Annotated in this window: 26 protein-coding genes and 1 pseudogene; 8 read left to right on the top strand and 19 right to left on the bottom strand. The window is 69.1% G+C overall.

Annotated elements, in window-relative coordinates; all coding sequences use genetic code 11:
* Window positions 1–84: 84 nt before the first annotated feature.
* From AB0L56_RS01155 to AB0L56_RS01145, 3 genes are all read right to left on the bottom strand, one after another.
* Window positions 85–378: a hypothetical protein gene (locus AB0L56_RS01155; RefSeq protein ID WP_361021366.1), complete on the bottom strand. Its 294-nt coding sequence runs from the start codon at window positions 376–378 to the stop codon at window positions 85–87.
* 428 nt (window positions 379–806) lie between these two features.
* Complete coding sequence (locus AB0L56_RS01150) at window positions 807–1,013, bottom strand: DUF397 domain-containing protein (RefSeq protein ID WP_361021363.1); 207 nt, start codon at window positions 1,011–1,013, stop codon at window positions 807–809.
* Complete coding sequence (locus AB0L56_RS01145) at window positions 1,010–1,828, bottom strand: helix-turn-helix transcriptional regulator (protein ID WP_365417569.1); 819 nt, start codon at window positions 1,826–1,828, stop codon at window positions 1,010–1,012. Before AB0L56_RS01145 ends, AB0L56_RS01150 begins: the two co-directional genes overlap by 4 nt.
* A 194-nt stretch (window positions 1,829–2,022) precedes the next feature.
* Here AB0L56_RS01145 and AB0L56_RS01140 point away from each other — a divergent pair, with 194 nt between their 5' ends.
* Window positions 2,023–2,496 carry a hypothetical protein gene (locus tag AB0L56_RS01140; protein WP_361036976.1) on the top strand — a complete coding sequence of 158 codons (474 nt, stop codon included), beginning with the start codon at window positions 2,023–2,025 and terminating at the stop codon, window positions 2,494–2,496.
* Here the strand turns inward: AB0L56_RS01140 and AB0L56_RS01135 are convergent.
* The gene (locus AB0L56_RS01135) at window positions 2,463–3,779 is read right to left on the bottom strand and encodes an NYN domain-containing protein (RefSeq protein ID WP_365417566.1); all 1,317 of its coding nucleotides are present in this window, start codon (window positions 3,777–3,779) and stop codon (window positions 2,463–2,465) included. The genes AB0L56_RS01140 and AB0L56_RS01135 overlap by 34 nt on opposite strands.
* A 1,012-nt stretch (window positions 3,780–4,791) precedes the next feature.
* Between AB0L56_RS01135 and AB0L56_RS01130 the strand changes: the two genes are divergently transcribed.
* The 5 genes and pseudogenes from AB0L56_RS01130 to AB0L56_RS01110 all read left to right on the top strand — a co-directional run bounded on the left by AB0L56_RS01130 (window position 4,792) and on the right by AB0L56_RS01110 (window position 7,141).
* Window positions 4,792–5,142, top strand: a complete 351-nt coding sequence (locus tag AB0L56_RS01130; RefSeq protein ID WP_365417563.1) for a hypothetical protein — start codon at window positions 4,792–4,794, stop codon at window positions 5,140–5,142.
* 138 nt (window positions 5,143–5,280) lie between these two features.
* Window positions 5,281–5,493 (top strand): annotated as a pseudogene (locus AB0L56_RS01125) (hypothetical protein); the annotation flags it as partial.
* 187 nt (window positions 5,494–5,680) lie between these two features.
* Window positions 5,681–5,959: a hypothetical protein gene (locus AB0L56_RS01120; protein WP_365417560.1), complete on the top strand. Its 279-nt coding sequence runs from the start codon at window positions 5,681–5,683 to the stop codon at window positions 5,957–5,959.
* Between the two features lie 2 nt (window positions 5,960–5,961).
* The gene (locus AB0L56_RS01115; protein WP_365417557.1) at window positions 5,962–6,093 is read left to right on the top strand and encodes a hypothetical protein; all 132 of its coding nucleotides are present in this window, start codon (window positions 5,962–5,964) and stop codon (window positions 6,091–6,093) included.
* A gap of 508 nt (window positions 6,094–6,601) precedes the next feature.
* Complete coding sequence (locus AB0L56_RS01110; RefSeq protein ID WP_365417554.1) at window positions 6,602–7,141, top strand: HIT family protein; 540 nt, start codon at window positions 6,602–6,604, stop codon at window positions 7,139–7,141.
* Between the two features lie 13 nt (window positions 7,142–7,154).
* Here AB0L56_RS01110 and AB0L56_RS01105 read toward each other — a convergent pair whose 3' ends face one another.
* Genes AB0L56_RS01105 through AB0L56_RS01090 form a run of 4 tightly spaced genes read right to left on the bottom strand, consistent with a single transcriptional unit; the run spans window position 7,155 to window position 10,421 of the window.
* Window positions 7,155–7,922, bottom strand: coding sequence for a hypothetical protein (locus AB0L56_RS01105; RefSeq protein WP_365417551.1), 768 nt, complete (start codon window positions 7,920–7,922; stop codon window positions 7,155–7,157).
* Window positions 7,919–9,031 carry a thiamine-phosphate kinase gene (gene thiL, locus AB0L56_RS01100; RefSeq protein ID WP_365417548.1) on the bottom strand — a complete coding sequence of 371 codons (1,113 nt, stop codon included), beginning with the start codon at window positions 9,029–9,031 and terminating at the stop codon, window positions 7,919–7,921. Before thiL ends, AB0L56_RS01105 begins: the two co-directional genes overlap by 4 nt.
* Window positions 9,032–9,034: 3 nt before the next feature.
* Window positions 9,035–9,718, bottom strand: a complete 684-nt coding sequence (locus AB0L56_RS01095; RefSeq protein ID WP_365417545.1) for a (d)CMP kinase — start codon at window positions 9,716–9,718, stop codon at window positions 9,035–9,037.
* 19 nt (window positions 9,719–9,737) lie between these two features.
* A complete protein-coding gene (locus AB0L56_RS01090) occupies window positions 9,738–10,421 on the bottom strand; it encodes an HIT domain-containing protein (protein WP_365417543.1) in 684 nt (227 codons plus the stop codon).
* Window positions 10,422–10,614: 193 nt separating this feature from the next.
* On the opposite strand from AB0L56_RS01090, the gene AB0L56_RS01085 reads away from it, so the two are divergent.
* Window positions 10,615–11,259: a class I SAM-dependent methyltransferase gene (locus AB0L56_RS01085; protein WP_365417541.1), complete on the top strand. Its 645-nt coding sequence runs from the start codon at window positions 10,615–10,617 to the stop codon at window positions 11,257–11,259.
* 307 nt (window positions 11,260–11,566) lie between these two features.
* Here AB0L56_RS01085 and groL read toward each other — a convergent pair whose 3' ends face one another.
* From groL to AB0L56_RS01065, 4 genes are all read right to left on the bottom strand, one after another.
* Window positions 11,567–13,189, bottom strand: a complete 1,623-nt coding sequence (groL, locus tag AB0L56_RS01080; protein WP_365417538.1) for a chaperonin GroEL — start codon at window positions 13,187–13,189, stop codon at window positions 11,567–11,569.
* Window positions 13,190–13,337: 148 nt separating this feature from the next.
* Window positions 13,338–13,646 carry a co-chaperone GroES gene (gene groES / locus AB0L56_RS01075; RefSeq protein WP_263211703.1) on the bottom strand — a complete coding sequence of 103 codons (309 nt, stop codon included), beginning with the start codon at window positions 13,644–13,646 and terminating at the stop codon, window positions 13,338–13,340.
* A gap of 265 nt (window positions 13,647–13,911) precedes the next feature.
* Window positions 13,912–14,688 carry a polysaccharide deacetylase family protein gene (locus AB0L56_RS01070; RefSeq protein ID WP_361036968.1) on the bottom strand — a complete coding sequence of 259 codons (777 nt, stop codon included), beginning with the start codon at window positions 14,686–14,688 and terminating at the stop codon, window positions 13,912–13,914.
* A complete protein-coding gene (locus AB0L56_RS01065; protein ID WP_365417534.1) occupies window positions 14,685–15,605 on the bottom strand; it encodes a polysaccharide deacetylase family protein in 921 nt (306 codons plus the stop codon). The genes AB0L56_RS01070 and AB0L56_RS01065 overlap by 4 nt, the downstream gene beginning before the upstream one ends.
* A 90-nt stretch (window positions 15,606–15,695) precedes the next feature.
* On the opposite strand from AB0L56_RS01065, the gene AB0L56_RS01060 reads away from it, so the two are divergent.
* Window positions 15,696–16,871: a methyltransferase domain-containing protein gene (locus AB0L56_RS01060; protein ID WP_365417531.1), complete on the top strand. Its 1,176-nt coding sequence runs from the start codon at window positions 15,696–15,698 to the stop codon at window positions 16,869–16,871.
* Between the two features lie 13 nt (window positions 16,872–16,884).
* Here the strand turns inward: AB0L56_RS01060 and AB0L56_RS01055 are convergent, their stop codons facing one another.
* The 7 genes from AB0L56_RS01055 to tsaB form a co-directional block, all read right to left on the bottom strand.
* Window positions 16,885–18,159 (bottom strand): sigma-70 family RNA polymerase sigma factor, encoded by a 1,275-nt coding sequence (locus AB0L56_RS01055; RefSeq protein ID WP_365417529.1) that lies wholly within the window; start codon window positions 18,157–18,159, stop codon window positions 16,885–16,887.
* A gap of 62 nt (window positions 18,160–18,221) precedes the next feature.
* Window positions 18,222–18,578 (bottom strand): YciI family protein, encoded by a 357-nt coding sequence (locus AB0L56_RS01050; protein ID WP_361036960.1) that lies wholly within the window; start codon window positions 18,576–18,578, stop codon window positions 18,222–18,224.
* A gap of 730 nt (window positions 18,579–19,308) precedes the next feature.
* Window positions 19,309–20,361 (bottom strand): LacI family DNA-binding transcriptional regulator, encoded by a 1,053-nt coding sequence (locus AB0L56_RS01045; RefSeq protein WP_365417525.1) that lies wholly within the window; start codon window positions 20,359–20,361, stop codon window positions 19,309–19,311.
* Between the two features lie 142 nt (window positions 20,362–20,503).
* Window positions 20,504–20,767: a hypothetical protein gene (locus AB0L56_RS01040; protein ID WP_365417522.1), complete on the bottom strand. Its 264-nt coding sequence runs from the start codon at window positions 20,765–20,767 to the stop codon at window positions 20,504–20,506.
* A complete protein-coding gene (gene tsaD / locus AB0L56_RS01035) occupies window positions 20,764–21,861 on the bottom strand; it encodes a tRNA (adenosine(37)-N6)-threonylcarbamoyltransferase complex transferase subunit TsaD (RefSeq protein WP_365417520.1) in 1,098 nt (365 codons plus the stop codon). The genes AB0L56_RS01040 and tsaD overlap by 4 nt, the downstream gene beginning before the upstream one ends.
* Window positions 21,854–22,417: a ribosomal protein S18-alanine N-acetyltransferase gene (gene rimI / locus AB0L56_RS01030; RefSeq protein WP_365417517.1), complete on the bottom strand. Its 564-nt coding sequence runs from the start codon at window positions 22,415–22,417 to the stop codon at window positions 21,854–21,856. The genes tsaD and rimI overlap by 8 nt, the downstream gene beginning before the upstream one ends.
* Window positions 22,414–23,067 (bottom strand): tRNA (adenosine(37)-N6)-threonylcarbamoyltransferase complex dimerization subunit type 1 TsaB, encoded by a 654-nt coding sequence (tsaB, locus tag AB0L56_RS01025; protein ID WP_361036950.1) that lies wholly within the window; start codon window positions 23,065–23,067, stop codon window positions 22,414–22,416. Before tsaB ends, rimI begins: the two co-directional genes overlap by 4 nt.
* Window positions 23,068–23,176: the final 109 nt, after the last annotated feature.

The following is a 23,176-nucleotide window of genomic DNA, read 5'->3' as shown; positions in this document are numbered from 1 at the left end:
GTTCCGACGTGGCGCCCACGGCAATGATCGCCACGGCACCGACGCAGATCCATCCCGCCGTCACAGCGAGCCGTGCACCGCGGCTCACCGATCGCCCCGGAGGTGGTCGCGGAGCTCGTCGCTGCAGTCGTCTCCGGTGCCGGCCTTGACCCGGGAGAGGACCAGCATTGCGTCTCCCTTGCTTTCCTGCTTGGCTTCGGCGAGTTGCCTCTCGATGTCCGCGACGTACTCGGCGCACTCGGCGCTGACGGGCCTCTCGGGCTGCGCGTCCGGCGCCGAGGAGGCGTTCAATCCGGCGGTGGCGGCGAGACCGGCCGCGCACAGCACCACCCACCCGGCCACCCACGTGCGGCGGCTCGTCCGTATCGGCTTGAGCATTCACGCATCCTACGAGCGCCGTGGCGGGCTGTCGCCGCATCGCGGCTTCCGGCTTCGCGGGCGCGTGCCAGATTCAACTTGGCGCGCAGACGCCGCTGTTCCTCCTCCTGCGGGGAGAGCGGCATCCCTGTGTTTTTGCTCCGCTTGTTCCCGGTCTTCGCCGACTGCCTCCCGGCCCGGCCGTTTCCGGCGCCGCTCATTACGCCCCTACCTGTCGCTGATCCGCGCGTACGGCGACCTGCCGTCCGCCTGGCGGCCCTCCCCAGAGCCGCCGTCCCCCCTGCCGGGACGGATGGTGCGTGATCAACCGTCTGAGCAGCGTAAGTGCCGGATCGCGTGCTGTGAATAGTTCAATCTGAGCCCGGTACGCCGGGCTGAGTGAGGGGCGGCGGGGAGCGCACATGGCTTCCCACCGCCCCTCGTTGGTCTCACGCGTCTGCGGCCATCCGCACGAACGCCGTCCACTGGGCGGGCGGCACGTTGAGGATCGCCACGTCCGGGCGCTTGGAGTCGCGTATCAGTACGGCCGTACCGGCGTCCGCGACCTCGATGCAATCACCGCCGTTTCCCGCGCTGTAGCTGCTCTTGAACCAGCGCAGTTCGCCAGCGGCAGGCGCGGGGCTGCCTGTCTTCATAGCTCTCCCAACAGCTTCTGGATGAAGGCCAGAGACTCCCTGGGGGTCAACGCCTGGGCCGCGAGGACTCGGTACGTCGCCTCCAACGGGCTGACCTTCTTCGGGTCCGAGTACAGGGCACTTCTGTCCTGTACCTCCATGTAAGCCATCCTGCGCTGATCGGCGACATGGATCAATGTGAAGGGGCCCGCCAGTCCCGCGTGCTCGTCGCGCCGCGTCGGCATGACCTGCAACTCGACGTTGCGTTCATGCCCGTACAGCAGCAGTTGTTCCAGTTGGCCCCGCAGCACCTCCGGACCTCCGAGAGGTCGTTGTAGGACATGCTCCTCGATGACGAAGCTCAGCAACGGAGCAGGCCTACGGGCGAAGAGCTTCCGGCGTTCCATCCGCGCCGTCACACCCTGCTCGATCGTCTCCTCGTCCAACAGCGGACGCCACATGCGGAAGACCGCGCGTGCGTACTCCTCCGTTTGCAAGATGCCCTTGACCACGTGATCCGAGTAGGCGTGCGACTCGACCGCCTGCCCCTCCAGCTCCGCATACCGCCGGAAGAACCCCGGATACCGAGCCTTCGCCACCTCCCCCTTCATCGCCACCAACACGCCCCGCCCGCCCACCTCCCGATCCACCGAGTCCACCAGCTCCGGACGGGGAATCCGCCGCCCTAGCTCCACCGAAGTGATCTGTGCCTCGCCGTACCCGACCCGCTGGCCCAACTGCGCCCGGGTCAAACCTGCGGCCTCCCGCAGCAGCTTCATCTGGCGACCGAAGCAGCGCAGGAACTCCACGCTGGAATCGGCGCCCGCGCCGTCCACGCCCGCACCCGAGTCCGCTCCCGACTCCATCGCACCCGCCCCCTCAGCACATCCGTCCACCAGTCATCCGTGCTCGCACCGTAGGACAGCCGTAGATCAACCATGCTCAACACGGGACAAGTTCCGGCTTACGGGTGAACCCCCTCATCGGCCTACCATTCCGGCAAGGAAAATGGCATCGGAATCTGGGAGGGGTGCTCGTGGCACAACTTGTCCGGCAGCAGCGCGTGAACGCGGATGTGGGGTATCACGCCTTCGCGCTTCAGGAGTCCGATGACGGTGAACTGCCGGTGCCGTTCCCGGACGACTACGAGGGGGGCGTGTTCCTGAACGGATTTCCAGGGCGCCTCGATTTCTACAGCGGTGGCCACACTCATACCGCCACGGTCACCGTCGAGGTGTGGGACGGGCCGCCGCCTGAGGAAGACCCGGCGGACTGGGACGAGCAGGCTGAGCTCGCCTTCGAGTCGACGAGCGGTCAGGTCGCCGTGTGGTCCGGGCACACGGGCCGGCAGGACGACATCATCGTGCTGGGCGACTCCGGCGGTTCGTGGCGGGCCCGGGTCAGTTGCGCGGGCCGGGCCGAGGCCGCCGCCCTGTCGGAGGGCGAAGGCATCGGTCGTGGGGTGGAGCGTTACCTCATTCGGCTCTGGCCAGCTGGCGCGTGAGGAAGCAGCACTCCCTCGATTCCGTTGATTTCTCCACCGGTAATCCACCTGCGGATCAGGTCTCGGTCCTCCTCGGAGAGCGACATCCGCGCATTCGCGCACAACGTGTAGACGTTTTCCACCCACGCGTCGGCTAGTTCCTCAGCTGTAACGCCTTCAGCCATCCGCTGCCCCGCGTAGACAAGCCCCTTGAGTACGAAGTTGACCGTATTGCGGTTCACAGGGGTTCCACGTTCCTCTGTTTCATCTCGGACTCTCTTCGACGTCGGGTACAGCTGAAACGTAGAAGTCTGCAAGTCCTGGGCGAGAATCTCGAACAGCAGAGCGTAAGCCTCCGGTTGCAAAGCCGGCACATCCGTCAGGGAACTCACCTGAGCGAGAAGGCGAGGGAGCTGCGCTCGACCGCCTTTGTCCTCGAATGAGTGCAGCGTTGGATCGAGGATATATCCGGGCGGCGTGGCGACGTATTCAAGATCACTGCAGTTCATCTTCACAAAATTACTGAAGCTGCCGGCGCCGCACCACCCGGAATCCTTCATCGAAGGATCAATTCTGAGTGCCGCCTGTGCCGCGGCAGCCAGGGCGAGTGGACGGGGAGCCGCCCGTACCACACGGAGGATCTCCTTTACGACTGCATCGCGCCGACCGCTGCCCGCTTGGTGCGGAATGGCCACCGCGACCGCATCGTCTTCTTCGCTGTCGAGCGCGACACCAGTCGGGTGGAACTCGTCCCAGACCGAGGCCGCAGCGAGCTGCTCAGGCGTCACGAACACATCGCATGTCGCCCGGAAGGCTGCGGCGCTCAGACCGGCCGCAACCACTGTCGTCCACCGATCCTTGGCTCGAAGCCTCTGCAACACAGGGGTGAAGTCGGCGTCAGCCGACATGATCACGAACTCGTCGTACCGGGTCTCGTCCCCGAGAGCATCCATGATGTCAAGCACCATGTAGATGTCGGCACTGTTCTTGCCGCGGGAGGTCAACGGTGGGCAGTCGATCGACCGGAAGCCACTACGCGTAAAGAATGCCCGATACCTACCGAATGCTTCCGGGTTGATATACACGTTCCGCACAAGGAAGCGGCGGGTGGGGCCGCCCTGGGGGGCCTCACCCGTGTCACCCTCGCCTTCCAGCCAACTCATCCACCTGTCCGGACGGGTCGCAAACGCTTCAGCCGCCTCCGGATCCATGTCACGAAGTCCCAGGTAGATGTTGTCGAAGTCCACGAACAACGCAGACTTGATCATCCCCGAGTTGATTCCACCGAATGACTCTGCACTCAACAGCCCACCTCCATTGAGGATTACGCGGCCTTGGGAGCCGACGTCGGAAGCATAGCCACGTTCCCGTACCGGGAAGACCGGTTAGGCGGAATGCGTTCTTGAGTCACGATTCAGAGAGGGACCGTCGCACGCTGGGGGAATGACTGATAGCGATCGACTGCGGCCGATCATAATGACAACCTGGCCCCTTCGGTGCATGAGTCTGATCGTATTACCGGCAGGGCGTCAGCAGATCCCATCTGGCCCGATGGGATGGTCAACCCCGCACAGCTCTTCACCCAACGCGTTCGCACGCGCACTTTGCGTGCGGTAGCGTCGTCTGGACATCGCTTCAATCCGCGTCCCACGCCGGGCGCGGAACGAAGACGGCCCCCGCGACGGCTGCAACCGTCCGCGAGGGCCTGGACCACCAGTGGACAGGACCTCCACCGTGATTTACCGGCACCCTATCGCGCCCCCGCGCGCCTTCACGCAGTCTCCCACGAGCTCATCCGGCATCCCCGGCTGTCCTCCGACGCCGTGCGGCTGCTGACCTGGCAGCTCTCCCTCCCCGACGGGGCGCGTGAGTCGCTGTCGCGCACCGCCGAGCGTGCCCGCATCGGAGCGTGCGCCTTCACGCGGGCCAAGCGGCAGCTCAAGGAGGAGGGGTTCGTGCACGAGCGGCGGGTCCAGGGCCCAGGCGGTCGCTGGGTCACCCAACAGCTGCTCTCCAACATTCCGTTGAGCCAGGCCGAGGCCGCCAAGATCCTCGCCCGAATGCCCGCGGGGGCGTCGTCGACCGCCGCGTCACCGCAGGTCGCTCCGAGTCCTCGCATTCCGGCGGCCGGTGCTCCGACCCCTCGGCCCACCGACGGTCATCCAAGAAAGGACCCCGGGGAAAACACCTCCCACCGTCCCGCCGAGCCCGAGCGGAAGGCGGATCCGGGTCCCGGCCCGGAGACAACCGAGCCCCCCGAAGCGGCCCGCGCCCTCGTCGCCGCCCTCCCCCGACCTCCGCCGCATCCCCCGGGGCATGCACGACGAACTCGCCCGGCTCGTCTCCCACTGGCTCGCCGCCGGTCACACCCCCGCCGCCATCCGCACGCACATCCTGCGCGGCCTCCCCGACGACGGCACCCCGGTCCACCGCCCCGGCGGCCTCCTGCGCTACCTGCTCCGCGACGTGCCGCCCGCACCCACCCCGACCAGCGTCGCCCCAACCGCCGAACGCCCCGCCCCCACAGGCTCGTCCAGCAGACTCGCAACGCTCCGCGAATGCGAGGGCGACCACGTACAAGCGACCCTCTTCCGGCCCGCCGGTAACGAAACGCTCTGCCGACGCTGCCTCACTCACCAGCAGGCATCTCCCAGCCGGTCGGTGTGACGCAAGCCTGCAGCTCCCTACGGCACGGCTGCCCCGGGTGAGCGCGTCCCTGCCCGATTGCATTCCGGCAGGTGCCACGCAGAGCCCAAATGGGCTCATCAACCGCGCCGTTCAAGCTGTCCACACCGTCTTCCGGGTGTGCGCATCCACAGGGCGGAATACCTCCGGAGGGACAAAGCGGCCAACGACTCCATCCACTACGAAGCCGCCAAGGCCAGTACCCTCTCCGCGGCTGCCGGGATACCCGGCTTCATCGCCCTTCCCGCCACCGTGCCCGCCGATACCGCCCAGCACTTCGGCCACATGCTGCGCATCGCGCAGAAGCTCGCCTACCTCTACAGCTGGCCCGATCGGGCAGCATGACGCAGACGGCACTGCCGTCAAGCTGGAGAATCCTCACTCCTCATAGCTCACCAAGAAAGAGAACCCCCGGCCTGGAGCGACGGGACGTGCGTGCACCCGGCGTTGTCGGTGTCACCGACAGGATGCGCGCCATGGCATCGCGAGGCGACAGTGACGAGGTGTACGCGATCAGCCTGTGCGACGCATCCTCGGCGAACAGGCCCTGACGCAGCACCGGTTCGACTGGCTGCTGAGCGACCCGGGGGGCAGGGGGCCGCCAGATCCGGCTGCCGGTCGACGCGTACTGGCCCGACCACCGGCTGTGGTCGAGTACCGGGAGATTCGGCACGACCAGCCGGTGCCGCACTTCGACAAGCCGGACCGGCTCACCGTGAGCGGTGTCCACGGGGGCGAGCAGCGGGCCCTGTACGACGCCCGTCGTAAGACCGAGATCCCCACCCACGGGCTGGGCTGATCGTGGTACGGCCAGCCTCCCTGCGGGGCGAGGATCGGCTGGTCTGCGAGGCCACGCGGCGCACCGGTGAGAAGGGCATCGACGCCGGCATGGTCCAGGGGCGGCTGCTGGGCCGACGGACGACGACGGAGTAACCGCAGGTTAGACGTCATATGCATCAATCATGATGGCAGCACCACGAGTTGGCCCCTGTGAGTGAACCCGCGCCGAACAGCCCGCCCTCGGCGCACACCACCCCTTTTCGTGCGATACGGTCACCTCTGCAACCAGCCGGTCCGACCATGTGCACGGAGCGACCCGGTTCGGATAAAGCGATCGCCGACTCGACCCCGGTTCCCGAAACGCCGCGGCAGGGACTTTCCGCACGTATGCCCTGCTCGCACCCACCTCACCGTGTCGGCGTGAAGGACAGGTAGCGTCTCGCCAAGGATTTCGCTACCGTTCGAGGTGTTAACCATCAGTCCACCCCATCTCATCACTATCGCCCGATTTTCTGAAGTGGATGAAGTGCATCGCTACGGGCGGGGCACCCGAGGGTTGTGCGGAGAGAGTTTCCAAACATCACGCACAATCCCGTCTGCCACGACATCATGGTGCGTGCGCGGTAATACGGAGTCGACCTCGGGGAGAGCGGAGCAAGCGATGAATCAGGAACGGTCGGGTACCGAAGGAATGTTTTCCTCTCTCTTCGAAACGTTAAGCCGCCGGCTTCGGCGCCGTTCGACGGAGAGCGGTTCCTCGTGCATTTTCTGCCAGCGGCACCGACCCGATTTGAACCACGTCATGCAGGAGAACAAGACGTTTTACGTCCGCTATGACAACTTCCCAGCCACCGCCGGCCATGTGGAAGTCGTCCCCAAGCGTCACGTGGAGTCCTTCTTCGAACTGACCCCTCGAGAAGTCAAGGACGCCTACGCCCTCATCCTCGCCGCTCGGGACCGTCTGACGGAGGAACACGACCCCGATGGGTTCACCATCGGCATCAACGAGGGCCGAGCGGCCGGGCGAACTGTCGATCACCTGCACATCCACCTGATCCCCCGGCGCTTCGGGGATGTCGCGGATCCTCGTGGCGGAATTCGGCGGGCGGTCCCGAACTGCGACCCGGACCTCTGGACCCGGAAGCCCGACGACGAACCCGAACTGAGGCAACTCACCGACGCGCATCCCGGCCGACGCTGAAGTCCACGGCAGATCACAGGACGTCGAAGTCGTCCTGCCCGATACGGGAGCACAACGAGTTCACTTCGTGCCAGAAGGCATCCACGTTCATGGCCTCGTGGCCGTGTCGGGCATCCACGCTGACGCATCCGATGAAGTCACCGCGCCGGTTCCTGATGGGGCTCGCGAAGACAGCCCCGCGATGCGACACCCGCTGGAAGTCCGACCAGGTCAGGCCCATCACCGCGTCGGCGCCCCGCGCGTCCCGGTAAGCCTCGAATTGCTGTTGGTCCGTCAGTCGGCTTGCCAGTTCCTGTACATCGAAGGAAACCTCCTCGTTCCGCTTCCAGCAGAGGCCGACGACGCCCACCCCCTTGGTGGGCGCAAACGACCTGGTGGCCGGCGTACTTCCGAGGCGATACGTGACGGTGCGCCGGAGGTATCCCCGCAGAGGGTGACGGAGCGACCGCTGAATCTCCCAGACATGCAGCCCAAGGTCACCCGTGTCCACAGGAGGGTGTGCGTCTCGCGCCACGGCCAGCATCTTGCCGAAGTGCGCCAGCACCTGCTGCCGGACAACGACCCGCCGCCCCACCCTCTGCCGGTCCGCGTAGCTCTGGAACGGAGTGAGAGCACCGAACAGTGCGACAGTGCAGACCAGCGTGACAACGACGTACGGATGCTTCAGCATCGCATCGGACCAGAACTGCTTGCTGGGCAGGTCGTATTGGCGGGCTATCAGCACCACGGAGGCCCCGAGCAGCACCGATCGATCCAGGAATTTGGCGGTCAGTACCCTCATCCGGACTGCGAGTCCGGCGATCCGGAGGCCAGCAGGCTGATATCGGACTTCTGATGCTTCCACGCCACTCCGGGCAACGGCCGCAGGCCCTCGTCACTCACCAGCTGTGCCTCTCCGTCGTCGGTGGCCTCGCCGATGACGAAGAATTCCAGCCCCGTCGCCGCGAATTCCGCGCGGCAGGCCTCGAGATCATCCGGGGCGAGGGTGAAGACCAGCTGGAAGTCGGACGAGGCGCTCATCGTCAGAGCCAGCGGATCGACCCGCATGAGGTCCGCGACCATGCGCACTGCGGGGTCGACGGGAACCTCCCGCTCCAGGACACGGAAGCCCACCCCGCCGGCCTGCATGATCTGCTCAATGGTGGCCTTGAGTCCGTCAGAGGTGTCCTGGCACGACGTGGCGAACGGCTTCTCGGAGAGGACGCGTCCCTCGGCGACGCGGGCCCGGGGCCTTCGCCAGCTGTCCAGGAGTTTCCGCGCCACGTCCTCAGGAAGCCTGCGCGGAAGGAAGGAGTCCTCCTTCGGGAAATACGCGACCGCGGCTCCGAGAAGGCCGCAGGCGCCCGTGACACAGAGCAGGTCTCCTGGTCGGGCGCCGCTCCGCTTCAGTACCTTGCCCGGCCGGCAGACACCCAGGGCGGTTCCGGAGAGGATGACGCGCTCCGCGTTGCCGATGTCGCCGCCCACGTTGAGGGTTCCGAAATCGGTGCACCCCTGGTGGATGCCGGCCATGACCTCCCGGAATCCTGCATCGTCCAACTCGTGCGGGTAGCGGATGACACTGAGAAGGCCGATGGGTGTCGCTCCCATGGCGGCGATGTCACTGATATTGGCCGCGGCCAGGTAATAACCGATGTCGAAGTCCGACAGAAGACCCATCTCGTGGAGGATGAATTTCGGGCCCCGAATGTAGTCCGATCCCACGACCAGGGTCACCGGCGACCCGATGTCATACACGGCGCAGTCGTCCCGCACGTCGGCACCCATGCTCAGGACCACGTCCAGGCCGCCCGGTCCCACATCGGCCCCGGACTGACCGCTCAAGAAATCACTCACCAGTTGCTTTACCCGTGTCGGCTCGTCCGAGTAGACCGGTTCCTGGGAGGTCACGATTCATCGCACCTTTCGCTGAGTGCCTGGGGCCGAGGTGTTCGTCAGCCTGTTCAGGGCGCATGCGGAAACCGCCGGAGCGGGGAGATACGTCGTGTCGATCTCGATGGAGTCGGGGAGCGACCGGACGGCGGCCCGGTTCGCCGCGTCGCGTTCCGTGGGCGGGCCCACCGCCGTGGAGCGGTCGCTCCGGTCGCGGTACTGCGCACGCCGCCGTTCCCTGCGCACGGCCAGACTGGCGGTCAGGTAGATCCGCAGGTGCGCCGACGGCAGGAGAGTCATGGCCACGTCTCTCCCCACGGCGACGACATCGCCGTGCTTCTCGACAATGGCCTGATGCATGCGCAGGATCTCCTCGCGCCAGGCGGAATCCCCCGCGACCGTCTTGAGTCCGCCGTCCAGGGCCAGGTCCCAGATCTCCTCGGTGATGTCCTTGCCGTGCAGGAGAATGGCATGGTCCTGTACCAGCTCCCCCGCCCTGTCGTAGACGACGGGCCGGTGCTCCAGAGCGGAATGCAGCCGGGTGCGCAGTCCCTCCGCCGGTTCCTGGGAGAGGGTGTAGGCCAGGCTTCGGTACGTGAGCCCGGTGTCCAGGAAAGCCAGTCCGAGGGACTGGGCAAGTTGTGTGGCCAGCGTGGTTTTTCCGCTGGCCGTAGGACCGTCAATGGAAATCGAGATACGCGGCACGTGCCGCCTCCACATGTTGTCAGGATGACGCCCCCGTGCCCGGCAAGGCATCCCGCCAACGGCTGGTGAGCGTCATGGTCTCGCGGAGCAGTTCCTTGCGGACAACCAGGGCGTAGTCCCAGAGCGGGTCGGGGATACCGAGCAGGCGGCCGACGACGGAACGTAGATACTGGCTGCGCATGGGGAAATGCCCGTCATACACCTTGTATTCGCCCTCATGGGCGCAGAAAAAATATGGCTCACCCCGCAGGGTCGCCAGGTCCTTGATGTTCGTAAGGGAAACTCCGGGCAGCCCGTCCGCCGATATCAAGGAATCGACGCGATGACCGTCGACCGGCAGTAGGTGCCAATGCGCATGAGAAATGCACGCGCGCGTCCGCATGGCGTCGGAGGACCCGTGCTCAAGCACGGTAAGCGGTCCGAAGGCGCTTCGATATAAGGACCCCATGACCGAGAAGACGGCCGCCAGTTCACCGTGCCGCACATCGATGAATTCCGCAAAGCTGAGATAATGTTCGACCGGGAGGAGCAGCAGGTGACCGGCGCACAGGGGGGACATGTCGGCGATAAGGCGGAACCGCGAGGTTTCCCAGATGACACGACTCGGCGGATCACCCTCGTAAATCTCCGAGAAGGTGCTGTCGGGCGCGCCGGCGATCTCCTCACAGAATTCCGAATCGACACACTGCAGTCCACTTTGCATGCCTACCCCTCACCCAAGGGCTCAGCCGAGAAGAGAAGAGAAGAGAAGAGAAGAGAAGAAATACGGAAGGACTTTACCGGACGCCGCAGGGGCACACAAGTAAAAAGACTATCGTTCATTGAACTCGGCTGAAACGATGTACGTCAGATTCCCTGCGCCTTTTCCGCTCTGTCTTCTGCATGGATGGTGAGTAATGCGTGAGGCTGAGAACAACCACCCACCCGGTCCAAGGCGTAGTAGACGCTCCCCTCCTGCTGGGGTGGCGGGTTATGGTGCCGCCGCCGAGGATCTTGCGCGCCAGTACGAAAGCATCTCCTTCCACGATGTCCACAGGGAGGTGCTCCCCCTGTTGCCGTCCCCTCCCAGCAGGGTCGCCGATCTCGGCGCGGGATCGGGCAGGGACGCGGCGGGGCTCGCAAGGCTGGGCCATGACGTGGTGGCGGTCGAGCCGACGCCCGAACTCCGCGAGATCGGGCAGCGACTGCACACCGGCGTGCCCCTCACGTGGATCGACAGCGCGCTGCCCGGACTCCCCGGCATACGCGGTCCTTTCGACCTCGTTCTGATCGTCGGCGTATGGATGCACCTGGAGTACGGGGACCGGGAGCCGGCCATGACGCGCGTTCGGTCGCTGCTGTCCCCGAGGGGGCGTGTGCTCATCACCCTCCGGCACGGCCCCGTCCCTTCCGGACGGCGTATGTTCGATGTCCCGTTGTCCGAGACGATCCGGCTGGCGCGCCGGGCCGCACTCGACGTACTGACGGTCCGCGAGCAGCCGGACCTGCAGGGACGTCCAGGGGTCTCGTGGAGTGTGCTGCTCCTGCAGCCGAGGCTCTGACTGACGCCTCCGCCCGTACCGGTCTGCCGGGGGGTCACCCCCAAGCCCGACACAGGAACGCCTCCGCCATGGCGCCGAGGTTCAGTTCCTCCAACGGAGTCGTCCTGCCGCCTCTGCGCAGCCCGCCCACGGTCAGTTCCACGGTCCGCGCCAACGGGTTCCCGGACCGTTCCCCGTACAGCACCTGGTTCCTCGCCCTCCCCTCCCCCGCAGCCACTCCGATCGTCGTGGGTACGGCGAAGGCCCGGCAGCCCCGTTTTCGGGGTGCCGGGCCTTCGCTCGACTTCTGGCGAACCTTACGGCGTCGTCAGTGGGCGTGGCCGTGGCCACCGGCGGCGGCCGGCTCTTCCTCTTCCTTCTTCTCGACGACCAGGGTCTCGGTCGTGAGGAGCAGGGAGGCGATGGAGGCGGCGTTCTCCAGGGCGGAACGGGTCACCTTGACCGGGTCGATGACGCCGGCGTTGACCAGGTCGCCGTACTCGCCGGTGGCGGCGTTGTAGCCGCTGCCCTTCTCGAGCTCGGCGACCTTGGAGACGATGACGTAGCCCTCGAGGCCGGCGTTCTCGGCGATCCAGCGCAGCGGCTCGACGGCGGCCTTGCGGACCACGGAGACACCGGTGGCCTCGTCGCCGGTCTTGTCGAGGTTGCCCTCGAGGACCTTGACGGCGTGGACCAGCGCGGAGCCACCACCGGAGACGATGCCCTCCTCGACCGCGGCGCGGGTCGCGGAGATGGCGTCCTCCAGACGGTGCTTCTTCTCCTTCAGCTCCACCTCGGTGGCGGCGCCGACCTTGATCACGCACACGCCGCCGGCCAGCTTCGCGAGGCGCTCCTGGAGCTTCTCGCGGTCCCAGTCGGAGTCGGTGGTCTCGATCTCGGCCTTGATCTGCGCGATGCGGGCCTCGACGTCGTCCTTCTTGCCGCCGCCGTCGACGATCGTGGTGTCGTCCTTGGTGACGGTCACGCGGCGGGCGGAGCCCAGCACGTCCAGGCCGACCTGGTCGAGCTTGAGGCCGACCTCCTCGGAGACGACCGTGGCGCCGGTGAGGACGGCCATGTCCTGCAGCATCGCCTTGCGGCGGTCACCGAAGCCCGGAGCCTTGACGGCGACCGCGTTGAAGGTGCCGCGGATCTTGTTGACGACCAGGGTCGACAGGGCCTCGCCCTCGACGTCCTCGGCGATGATCAGCAGCGGCTTGGAGGCGTTGGCCTGGATGATCTTCTCCAGCAGCGGCAGCAGCTCCGCGATGGAGGAGATCTTGCCCTGGGTGATGAGGATGTAGGGGTCGTCGAGGACGGCCTCCATGCGCTCCTGGTCCGTCACGAAGTACGGCGACAGGTAGCCCTTGTCGAAGGCCATGCCCTCGGTGAAGTCCAGCTCCAGACCGAAGGTGTTGGACTCCTCGACGGTGATGACACCGTCCTTGCCGACCTTGTCCATCGCCTCGGCGATGAGCTCGCCGACCTGCTGGTCCTGGGCGGACAGCGCGGCGACGGCGGCGATGTCGGACTTCTCGTCGATCGGGCGGGCCGAGGCGAGCAGGTCCTCGGAGACCGCGGCGACGGCCGCGTCGATGCCCTTCTTCAGCAGCGCCGGGGAGGCGCCGGCGGCCACGTTCTTCAGGCCCTCGCGGACCAGCGCCTGGGCCAGCACCGTGGCGGTGGTGGTGCCGTCACCAGCGATGTCGTTGGTCTTGGTCGCCACCTCCTTCACCAGCTGCGCGCCGAGGTTCTCGTACGGGTCGTCGACCTCCACCTCGCGGGCGATCGTGACACCGTCGTTGGTAATGGTGGGAGCGCCGAACTTCTTGTCGATGACGACATTGCGGCCCTTCGGACCGATCGTCACCTTCACCGTGTCGGCAAGCTTGTTGACGCCGCGCTCGAGGGCGCGACGGGCGTCCTCGTCGAACTTCAGGATCTTCGCCATGGCAGCGGGAGCCCTCTCGAAATCTAGGTGAAATCACTACGCCCCCGGTCACCCGGCTCCTTGTCGGATGCTGGGGCCAGGGGCGCGGTGTCGAGCAAATGTGCTTGCTTCGAGGTCGGGTTCTCCGGGGTCGGGCCCCGGGGTCCCCTTACTTCTCGACGATCGCGAGGACGTCGCGGGCCGAGAGGACGAGGTACTCCTCGCCGTTGTACTTGACCTCGGTGCCGCCGTACTTGCTGTACAGAACGACGTCGCCGACCTTCACGTCGAGCTCGACGCGCTTGCCGTCCTCGATCCGGCCCGGGCCGACAGCCAGGACGACGCCCTCCTGGGGCTTCTCCTTGGCGGTGTCCGGAATGACCAGGCCCGAAGCCGTGGTCTGCTCGGCGTCGAGCGGCTGGACCACGATGCGGTCCTCGAGCGGCTTGATGGCAACCTTGGAGCTGGCGGTCGTCACGATCCGACCTCCCCCTTCGGAGATCTCACGGGGTTAACTGTCTGAGGTGGCGACCAGGTGGATCCGTCGTCGCGGGTGCCGGACCTGCCCGTCGCGTGTTTGGCACTCTCCAGGGGGGAGTGCCAAAGCCGAGACTATGACTGCGATTAGCACTCGGTCAAGCGGAGTGCCAATTGCCGTGCGGCGCGTCGGCGGTGGGGGCGTTCGTCGGCACGTTCGTTGTGCAGCAAGGGCTGCCGCTTCGGGCCCGAACGGGCCTTGCCCCTCAAGCGCCGGACGGTGATCCGTGCTCGCCAGAAAGCGTCGGTGAGGATTCACCCACGTAGTCCTCCAGGCGCCCCACCTTCAACCCCCGCTCCTCCAGTTCCCCCAGCAGCCGTACCGTCCGTTCCGCCAGTGACAGCGTCGGTGCCTCGCCCGACGGTACGGAGACGATGTCGCCGGGGTTCAGGTGGTGCGGGCCGCGGGTGTAGGTGACGTGGCCGTCGGGTTCCAGGACCGCCCGCCACAGGACCACCGCGGCAATGCCGCAGTCGGCGGCGGCGCGCAGGGTGGTGGTGTCGTACGTGCCGTAGGGCGGGCGGAAGAGGCGGGGGCGGATGCCGAAGCGGGACCTGAGCTTGCGCTGCTGGCCGCAGATCTCGGCGCGCTGTCCGGCGTAGGGCAGACCGCGCAGGGCGGGATGGTCCAGGGTGTGGTTCTGCAGGCTCGCGCCGACCGCGCGCAGGCGGGCGAAGTGGGCGTAGCCGGGGCCCATCACGCTGTCCGTGAGGAACATGCTGACGGGGAGCCGGCGCTCGCGCACCAGGTCGATGAAGCGGGGGTCGCGTTCGGCGCCGTCGTCGTAGGTGAGGAAGACGACCGGGTCGTCGGTCGGAACGTGGTCGACCAGCGGCGGGAGGTCCTGACGCGCGCCGGCCGGGGCGGAGGCCCGTGCGGTCGCGTCGTCCGGTGCCGGCGCCGGGACCGGCGCGTCGGGCGACGTGCATCCGGTGGTCAGGGCCAGCAGGAGGGCCGCCGCCGAGGCCCTGCTCCGGCTCACAGGTAGTCCTCCAGCCGCGCCACCGCGTATCCCTCGGCGGTGACCTTGTCCAGGAAGCGGCGGACCATGTCCGGCATCGTTCCCTTCCAGTCGTCGCGGCCGCGGAAGTGGGAGAGGACGATGTCGCCGGGGTGCAGCGAGCGGTCCCACTCGCGGTACTCCCAGCGGTCGACGAAGACCTCTTCGTTCCACAGGGGGACATGGGTGATCCCGCAGGCCTTCGCGGCGCGCAGGGTGTTCTTGTCGTAGTTGCCGTAGGGCGGGCGGAAGAGGGCGGGGCGCCTGCCGTAGTGCTTCTCGATGACCTTCTGCATGCCGCAGATCTCGCGCTTCTGGCGGGCGCGGGACAGGGCCGGGAGGTAGGGGTGGTGCAGGGTGTGGTTGTGCAGGCCGACTCCCCTGTCCTGCATCTTCTTGAAGTAGCCGTAGTCCTCCTTGACCAGGTAGTCGCTGAGGAAGGCGGTGTAGGGGATATTCAGCTCGCTCATCATCCGCAGGAACGCCGGGTCCTTCTCTTCGCCGTCGTCGATGGTGAGGAAGAGGATCTTCTCCTTCGTGGGGACGGTGGTGAAGACCGGCGGGAGTCCCAGCCGGCGGTGGCCGTCGACCTCGAAGCCGTCCCGGGTGGTGATCCTCGGCTTCCTCTCCGGGGGCGGCGGGGCGGTCAGGGGCACCCGTTGCAGGCCCCAGCGCTTCGCGGCGGCGACCCTCGCGGCGTGCGCGGCGCGCAGCTTGGTGGCGTAGGAGTCGAGTGCGCGGGCCGGTGGCGCCTGGAGGGGCTGCTGGCCGCCCGCGGGTTCGACGTCGGCGCCGTCCTGTTCGCAGCCGGAGGCGATGGTGGCGAGAGCAAGGACGGCGAGGCCGATCCGAGCACCACGCGACGGCAGCTTTTTATCATTTTGTCCTACTGCTCCCATGGGGCCGGATCCTCGCAGCCGGACGGTCCGCACCCGGCCCGACACCGCGGCCGGAGGCATACGGTCCACCGACTGGCCCACAATGACCCGGTGAACGACCTCGCTCCCCTCCTCACCCCCGAAGGCCGCGCCCTCCTCGACGAGGTGCGCGACACCGACCCGGCGCAGGAACTCGCCGTCGCGACCCGGCTGCGCCGCGAGCACCCCGCCGAACTGGTGTCGGCCGCGCTCGGCCAGGCGCGGCTGCGACAGCGTGCGGCGGCGAAGTTCGGGGAGCGGGACGCGGCACGGATGTTCTTCACGCCCAACGGGGTCGAACAGTCGACCAGGGCGAGCGTCGCGGCGTACCGGGCGGAGCGGTTCCGGGAGCTCGGTGTGACCTCCGTGGCCGATCTGTGCTGCGGGATCGGCGGGGACGCCATCGCGCTGGCCCGCGCCGGGATCCGGGTCCTGGCCGTGGACCGGGATCCGCTCACCGCGGCGGCGGCCCGGGCGAACGCCGACGCGCTGGGGCTCGCCGGGCTGATCGAGGTCCGCGAGGCGGATGTGACGGAGGTGGACACGGCCGGGTACGACGCCGTGTTCGTCGACCCGGCCCGGCGCGGCGGGCGGGGCCGCATCTTCGACCCCGAGGCGTACTCGCCCCCGCTGTCCTGGGCGGTCGGGGCCGCCCGTACGGCCCCCCGCGCCGCGGCGCTCAAGGTGGCGCCTGGCATCCCGCACGAGGCCGTCCCCGGCGACGCCGAGGCCGAGTGGATCTCGGACGGCGGGGACGTGAAGGAGGCGGTGCTGTGGTTCGGCACCGGCCGGGAGAGCCCGGTGCGCGCGACCCTGCTCCCGGGTCCGCACACCCTCGCCTCCCGCGGACTGCCCGACCCCGCCGTCCGCCCGCCCGGGCGGTACCTGTACGAGCCGGACGGTGCCGTGATCCGGTCCCATCTGGTCGCGGAGGTCGCCGAACAACTCGACGGCGGGCTCATCGACCCGACCATCGCCTACGTCACCGCGGACGAGCACCGTCCGACGCCGTACGCCACCGCCTACGAGATCACCGACCGCCTCCCCTTCAACGTCAAGAAGCTGAAGGCGCTGCTGCGGGAGCGCGGGGTCGGCACCCTGACCGTGAAGAAGCGCGGCTCGGCGGTCGAGCCGGAGGAGCTGCGCCGCAAGGTGCTGCCCAAGCCGACGGGTTCCGGGTCCGTCACGGTCTTCCTGACCCGGGTCGACGGCGCGCCGACGATGCTGCTGGGGCACCCGGTGCGCTGAGCGGAAGCGCCGTTCAGGCGCCGTCCTCCGCCGCGCGGCGCAGCAGCAGTTCCCGTTCGGGCGCGTTGCGGGTCAGTGACGCCGCCCGTTCGAACTCCGCGCGTGCCTCCTCCCTGCGGCCGAGACGGGCCAGCAGGTCGCCGCGGACACTGGGCAGCAGGTGGTAGTCCCGGAGCGCCGGTACGCCGGTCAGGGCGTCCACGAGGGGCAGGGCGGCGGCGGGGCCCTCGGCCATGGAGACGGCGACCGCGCGGTTGAGTTCGACGACCGGGGAGGGCGCCCGGGCGGCGAGGAGGGCGTACAGGGTGGCGATGCGGGGCCAGTCGGTCTCCTCGTAGCGGTACGCGTGCGCGTGGCAGGCGGCGATGGCCGCCTGGAGCGCGTACGCGCCCGGGGCGCCGGCGGCGGTGGCGTCGGCGCGGGTGAGGGCGGCGACGCCGCGGGCGATGAGCATGCGGTTCCAGCGGGCGCGGTTCTGGTCCTTGAGGAGGACCGGTGCGCCATCCGGGCCGGTGCGGGCGGCGGCGCGGGAGGACTGGAACTCCAGCAGTGCGGTGAGCCCGTGGACCTCGGGTTCCTTCGGCATCAGCGCGGACAGGACGCGGGCCAGCCGCAGCGCGTCCTCGCACAGCGCCGGGCGCAGCCAGTCGTCGCCGGCCGTCGCCGCGTACCCCTCGTTGAAGATCAGGTAGATGACGTCGAGGACCGAGCCGAGGCGGGCCTCGCGGTCGGGGCCGTACGGCACCTCGAAGGCGACGTTCTTCCTGGCCAGGGTGCGTTTGGCGCGTACGATCCGCTGGGCCACCGTCGGTTCGGGTACGAGGAAGGCGCGGGCGATCTCCGCCGTGGTCAGGCCGCCGAGCAGACGCAGGGTGAGGGCGGTGCGGGCCTCGGCGGACAGCACCGGGTGGCAGGCGGTGAAGACGAGACGCAGCAGGTCGTCGTCGATGTCGTCGGGGTCGGCGGGCTCCTCCGGCGGGGCCGTCACCATCGACTGGTCCCGGCCGATCTCGGCCAGCTTGCGGGCGTAGGTCTCGCGGCGGCGGACCAGGTCGACGGCGCGGTTGCGGGCGGCGGTCGTGAGCCAGGCGCCCGGGTTCTCGGGGACGCCGTCCGCCGGCCACCGCTCCAGCGCGGCGACCAGCGCGTCCTGCGCGAGTTCCTCGGCGATTCCCACGTCCCGGACGATCCGGGTGACGGCGGCGACGACGCGCGGGAACTCCATGCGGAACACGGTCTCGACGATCCCGGCCGGGTCGTGGGGGCCGGCGGTGGGCTGTGGTGTCACAACCCACCATCAGACACCCGTACGGCGACGGAGCCAAGGAGAGTCCCGGGCGCGCGGGCCGGTCAGGCCTCCACGACCTCCCTGACCTCGCAGGTCACCGTCCAGTGCGGCTCGTGCACCTTCAGGAACCGCTTGGTCCACTCGATCGCCTCGGCCTTGTCCTTGGCCTGCAGCATCGCGTAGCCGCCGATGACCTCCTTGGACTCGGTGAACGGTCCGTCGGTCACCGACAGCCGGCCGTCCTCGTAGTGCACCCGGGTGCCCTGGGCGGTCGGGGTCAGTCCGGCGGTGTCCAGCAGGACCCCGGCCTTGGTCATCTCCTCGATCAGCTCACCCATCCGCTGCATCAGCTCGGGGCTGGGGCCGCCTTCGGGGGCGTTGTTCTCGTCGATCCGGATCATGGAGAGATAGCGCGGCATGGTGACTCCTCGTGTGGTGCGGACCGGGTCGTTCCCGGCCTCTCACCCCTACGTCGAACGAGAAGCCCGGGAATCGACACCCACGCCGGATTTTCTCGCGCCCACCACGTCACTTCAGCGAGGCCCACAGCTCCCGCGCGTCCGTTCGTCGGCCGAGCGAGTCCTCGCGCACACCGGGCCGCCCACCTCGTAGGGGCTGTTGAACACCCCCGTCGGGCAGCGGACGGGGCGCCCGACCTGCTCACCGGCCACCTCGGCGCCTCGCCGGCGGCCCGGCCGGGCCGCGCCGACCCGCCGGCGCGACTCGCCCGCGCCTGGCGCCGGCACGCGGTGATGCGGGACGCGCAGGGCGGTGGCGCGGGCGGAGACGCGCCGGCCGGACGGGCCGGTCGGCCGCCGTGACGACCGGCCGGCAAGAGCTGGGGGCCCTACCTGCTCACCGGCCACCTCGGCGCCTCGCCGGCGGCCTGGCCGGGCCGCGCCGACCCGCCGGCGCGACTCGCCCGCGCCTGGCGCCGGCACGCGGTGGTGCGGGACGCGCAGGGCGGTGGCGCGGGCGGAGACGCGCCGGCCGGACGGGCCGGTCGGCCGCCGTGACGACCGGCCGGCAAGAGCTCGGGGCCGCGGTGCGGCTACGGCTACCTTCAAGACCCGGCTGTAAGGGACCGGGCGGGGAGAAGGGCCTGCCTGCAGGCGGGGCCTCACACCAGGGGTCCGGATCGACCCGAGCTCAGGCCCCGGCCGGCGGGGCCGTGCTGCTCCGCACCACCAGGCTCGTCGCCAGTTCGACCCGGGTCGCGGCCGGGGTGTCCTCGCCCTTGCCGAGGTCGAGGACCAGCTTGGCCGCCGCCTCCGCCATCTCCGTCAGCGGCTGCCGTACGGTCGTCAGCGGCGGACCCACCCAGCGGGCCACCGGCAGGTCGTCGAACCCGACCACGCTGAGGTCCTCCGGGATGCGCAGCCCCAGCTCGCGCGCCGCCTCGTACAGCCCGAGCGCCTGGAGGTCGTTGCCGGCGAAGACCGCGGTGGGCCGGTCCTCGCGGCGCAGCAGGGCGAGGCCCTGCCGGTAGCCGGCCTCGTGGTGGAAGTCGCCGGTCACGATCAGCGCGGGGTCCACCGGGAGCCCGGCCGTCTCCAGGGCGGCCCGGTAGCCGTCGATGCGGGCGCGGCTGCACATCATCCGGGAGGGTCCGCTGATCGCGCCGATCCTCGTGTGGCCCAGCTCGACCAGATGCCGGGTGGCGGCGAGTCCGCCCTGCCAGTTGGTCGCGCCGATGGAGGGCACGTCGGTGCCCGGGTCGCCGGCCGGGTCCATGACGACGAACGGGATGGAGCGGCTGGTCAGCAGGGCCCGCCCGGACTCGTCGAGGCCGGACAGCACCAGGATCACGCCGTGCGGGCGGCGGGCGGCGACCTGGTCGGCCCAGGTGCGGCCCGGGGTGAGCCGCCCGGCGCTCTCGGAGAGCACGACGCTCAGTCCCGCGTCCCGGGCGACGTTCTCCACGCCCCGGATGACCTCCATCGCCCAGGCGCTCTCCAGTTCGTGGAAGACCAGGTCGATCAGGGGCGAGCGGGTGGCCTCCGCCCGGCGGCGCCGGTAGCCGTGGGCGCGCAGCAGTTCCTCGACCCGGCTGCGGGTGCCGGGAGCGACATCGGCACGACCGTTGAGGACCTTCGAAACAGTCGGTGCGGAGACGCCGGCCTCGCGCGCGATCTCGGCGAGCGTCGCGGTCTGCGTCCTGCGTGCTCGTGTCCGGGTTCCAGCGGGCTGCGGGGAAGTCATGGCGGCGATCGTAACCCTGCCGGACCTGTTGACGAAGACCTCAGAGCCCCCGGATTTCCCGGAACATTCGTGGGCCATGACGAAATATTCGCCGTCTGCCGCGTGAGAGCCCGTGCGTCCACGCGCCGGCAGCCGCCCGGATTCAGCCACTCCCCAGCGACTCGAACCGCCACCGGTGCACCGGACGGGTGATCAACTCCCCGTCCGGCTCAGGGAGTTCGGGCAGGTCCGCGTCGTAGGGGGCGTCCCACCAGGTGATGACCAGGACGCGGTCCTGCGGGGCGCGGAAGGTCTCGCGGCGCAGGGGGCGTCGGGGGAGTTCACGGACCCGCTCCTCCGCCCAGGCGAGCAGGTCCGCGCCCCCGCCGGACACCGCCCGTGCCTCCCACATCAGCGCGACCGTCATCCGTACAGGTTCTCCCCGGCGGTCTCGTGCACATGGTCGTGGGCGTGCCCGACGCCCGGCACGTGCGGCTCCGTCACCGGCAGGGAGGAGTCGGCCGACAGGTCCCAGTCGGAGGCCGGACGGCGCCGGGCGACCATTTCCGCGCCCAGTGCGGCGACCATCGCCCCGTTGTCCGTGCACAGCTTGGGGCGGGGCACCCGCAGCCGGATGCCGGCCGCCTCGCAGCGCTCCTGGGCCAGCTCCCGCAGACGGGAGTTGGCGGCCACCCCGCCGCCGATCATCAGATGGTCGACCCCCTCGTCCTTGCAGGCCCGTACGGCCTTGCGGGTGAGCACGTCCACCACCGCCTCCTGGAAGGACGCCGACACGTCGCGCACCGGCACCTCCTCACCGGCCGCCCGCTTGGCCTCGATCCAGCGGGCCACGGCCGTCTTCAGCCCCGAGAAGGAGAAGTCGTACGCCGGGTCGCGGGGGCCGGTCAGTCCCCGCGGGAACGCGATCGCCTCCGGGTCGCCCTCGCGGGCGTAGCGGTCGATGACCGGGCCGCCGGGGAAGCCGAGGTTCAGCACCCGGGCGATCTTGTCGAAGGCCTCGCCGGCCGCGTCGTCGATGGTCGCGCCGAGGGGGCGGACGTCGGAGGTGATGTCCGTGGAGAGCAGGAGCGAGGAGTGGCCGCCGGAGACCAGCAGGGCCATCGTCGGCTCGGGCAGGGTCCCGTGCTCCAACTGGTCGACGCAGATGTGGGAGGCGAGGTGGTTCACGCCGTACAGGGGCTTGCCGAGGGCGTAGGCGTACGCCTTGGCCGCGGAGACGCCGACCAGCAGCGCCCCGGCGAGTCCGGGACCGGCGGTGACGGCGATGCCGTCGAGATCGCGGGCGCCGACGCCCGCCTCCTTCAGGGCGCGGTCGATGGTGGGGACCATCGCCTCCAGGTGGGCGCGGCTCGCCACCTCGGGGACGACGCCCCCGAAGCGGGCGTGCTCGTCGACGCTGGAGGCGACCGCGTCCGCCAGCAGGGTGGTCCCGCGCACGATCCCGACGCCGGTCTCGTCGCAGGAGGTCTCGATCCCCAGTACCAGAGGTTCGTCAGCCATGGATCTCGGTTCCTTGTACGCCGTTGCCGTCGACGGGACTCGCCGGGTTGACAGAGGTGGACGGGTCGGTCAGCCGCATCACCAGGGCGTCCACGTTCCCCGGCTGGTAGTAGCCGCGCCTGACACCGATGACCTCGAAGCCGAAGCGCTCGTAGAGCTTCTGGGCCCGGACGTTGTCGACCCGGCACTCCAGCATCACCTCGGCGCACTCGAACGCGGTCGCCGCCCGCAGCAGTTCGGTCAGCAGCCGCGAGCCGAGGCCGGTGCCCCAGTGGTCCCGGGCGACGGCGAGGGTCTGGATGTCGGCAGCGGCGGTGGGGCCGCCGTCGGACTCCGCGCCGGAGGTGGTGAGGCCCGCATAGCCGACGATCCTCTCGCCCTCCTGGGCGACGACGTAGCGCCGGGTCGCCCCGGGCCCGCGCGCATGGGCCAGCTCGGACCAGAACATCCCGCGCGACCAGGCGTCCTCGGGGAACAGGTCGCGCTCCAGCTCCAGCACGGAGTCGATGTCCCACCAGCGCATCTCGCGCAGCACGGCAGTGTCGGTTCCCGTCACTTGGGGGTGACCACCTTGTAGTTCTTGGGGACCTGGGCATCGGGCCGGCGCAGATACAGCGGCCGGGGCGCGGGCAGTTCCTCGCCGTCGGCGAGCCGCTGTGCGGCCAGCCGGGCCAGTGCGGCGGCGCTCACGTGCTGGGGCTCGTGCACCTCGGGGAAGGTGTCCGGGTACAGCAGCGCGCCGGCGCCGACCGCGGGCAGGCCCGCCACCTGCTCGGCGATGTCGGCGGGCCGGTCCACGGCGGGCTCGGTGAGGCGGGTGCGCGAGTCGGCGTAGCGCGCCCAGTAGACCTCTTTGCGGCGGGCGTCGGTCGCCACCACGAAGGGGCCCTTCAGGTCGGCCGCGTAGGCGAGGCCGTCCAGCGTGCACAGACCGTGCACGGGCACACCGAGCGCGAGCCCCAACGTGTCCGCGGTCATCAGACCGACCCGCAGTCCGGTGTAGGGGCCGGGCCCGATGCCGACGACGATGCCGGTGACGGCGTCCAGCCGCAGGCCTGCCTCGGCGAGGACCCGGTCGATCGCCGGGAGCAGCAGCTCGCCGTGCCGGCGGGCGTCCACCTGGCTCGACGAGGCGATGACGTCGTCGCCGTCGTGCAGCGCGACGGTGACGGCGGGGGTGGCGGTATCCAGAGCGAGCAAGAGCACGCAAACAGCCTACGGCTCCCGCGCCCCGGCCACGGCCGCACCGGCCGGACGGTCACGGACTGCTACCGTCCGTCCACGTACGTACAGAGCGGTCCAGAGCGGGACAGAG

Origin of the sequence: Streptomyces sp. NPDC052079 (genome assembly GCF_040680275.1) — a bacterium.
GTDB lineage: Bacteria > Actinomycetota > Actinomycetes > Streptomycetales > Streptomycetaceae > Streptomyces.
This window is presented reverse-complemented; position numbering and strand designations above follow the sequence as displayed.

Excerpts from the sequence above, each read along its gene's own strand:
- AB0L56_RS01155 (WP_361021366.1), bottom strand. The coding sequence starts at position 378 with ATGCTCAAGCCGATACGGACGAGCCGCCGCACGTGGGTGGCCGGGTGG.
- AB0L56_RS01150 (WP_361021363.1), bottom strand. The coding sequence starts at position 1,013 with ATGAAGACAGGCAGCCCCGCGCCTGCCGCTGGCGAACTGCGCTGGTTC.
- AB0L56_RS01130 (WP_365417563.1), top strand. The coding sequence starts at position 4,792 with ATGCACGACGAACTCGCCCGGCTCGTCTCCCACTGGCTCGCCGCCGGT.
- AB0L56_RS01110 (WP_365417554.1), top strand. The coding sequence starts at position 6,602 with ATGAATCAGGAACGGTCGGGTACCGAAGGAATGTTTTCCTCTCTCTTC.
- AB0L56_RS01105 (WP_365417551.1), bottom strand. The coding sequence starts at position 7,922 with ATGAGGGTACTGACCGCCAAATTCCTGGATCGATCGGTGCTGCTCGGG.
- AB0L56_RS01090 (WP_365417543.1), bottom strand. The coding sequence starts at position 10,421 with ATGCAAAGTGGACTGCAGTGTGTCGATTCGGAATTCTGTGAGGAGATC.
- AB0L56_RS01085 (WP_365417541.1), top strand. The coding sequence starts at position 10,615 with ATGCGTGAGGCTGAGAACAACCACCCACCCGGTCCAAGGCGTAGTAGA.
- groL (WP_365417538.1), bottom strand. The coding sequence starts at position 13,189 with ATGGCGAAGATCCTGAAGTTCGACGAGGACGCCCGTCGCGCCCTCGAG.
- AB0L56_RS01065 (WP_365417534.1), bottom strand. The coding sequence starts at position 15,605 with ATGGGAGCAGTAGGACAAAATGATAAAAAGCTGCCGTCGCGTGGTGCT.
- AB0L56_RS01050 (WP_361036960.1), bottom strand. The coding sequence starts at position 18,578 with ATGCCGCGCTATCTCTCCATGATCCGGATCGACGAGAACAACGCCCCC.
- AB0L56_RS01045 (WP_365417525.1), bottom strand. The coding sequence starts at position 20,361 with ATGACTTCCCCGCAGCCCGCTGGAACCCGGACACGAGCACGCAGGACG.
- AB0L56_RS01040 (WP_365417522.1), bottom strand. The coding sequence starts at position 20,767 with ATGACGGTCGCGCTGATGTGGGAGGCACGGGCGGTGTCCGGCGGGGGC.
- tsaD (WP_365417520.1), bottom strand. The coding sequence starts at position 21,861 with ATGGCTGACGAACCTCTGGTACTGGGGATCGAGACCTCCTGCGACGAG.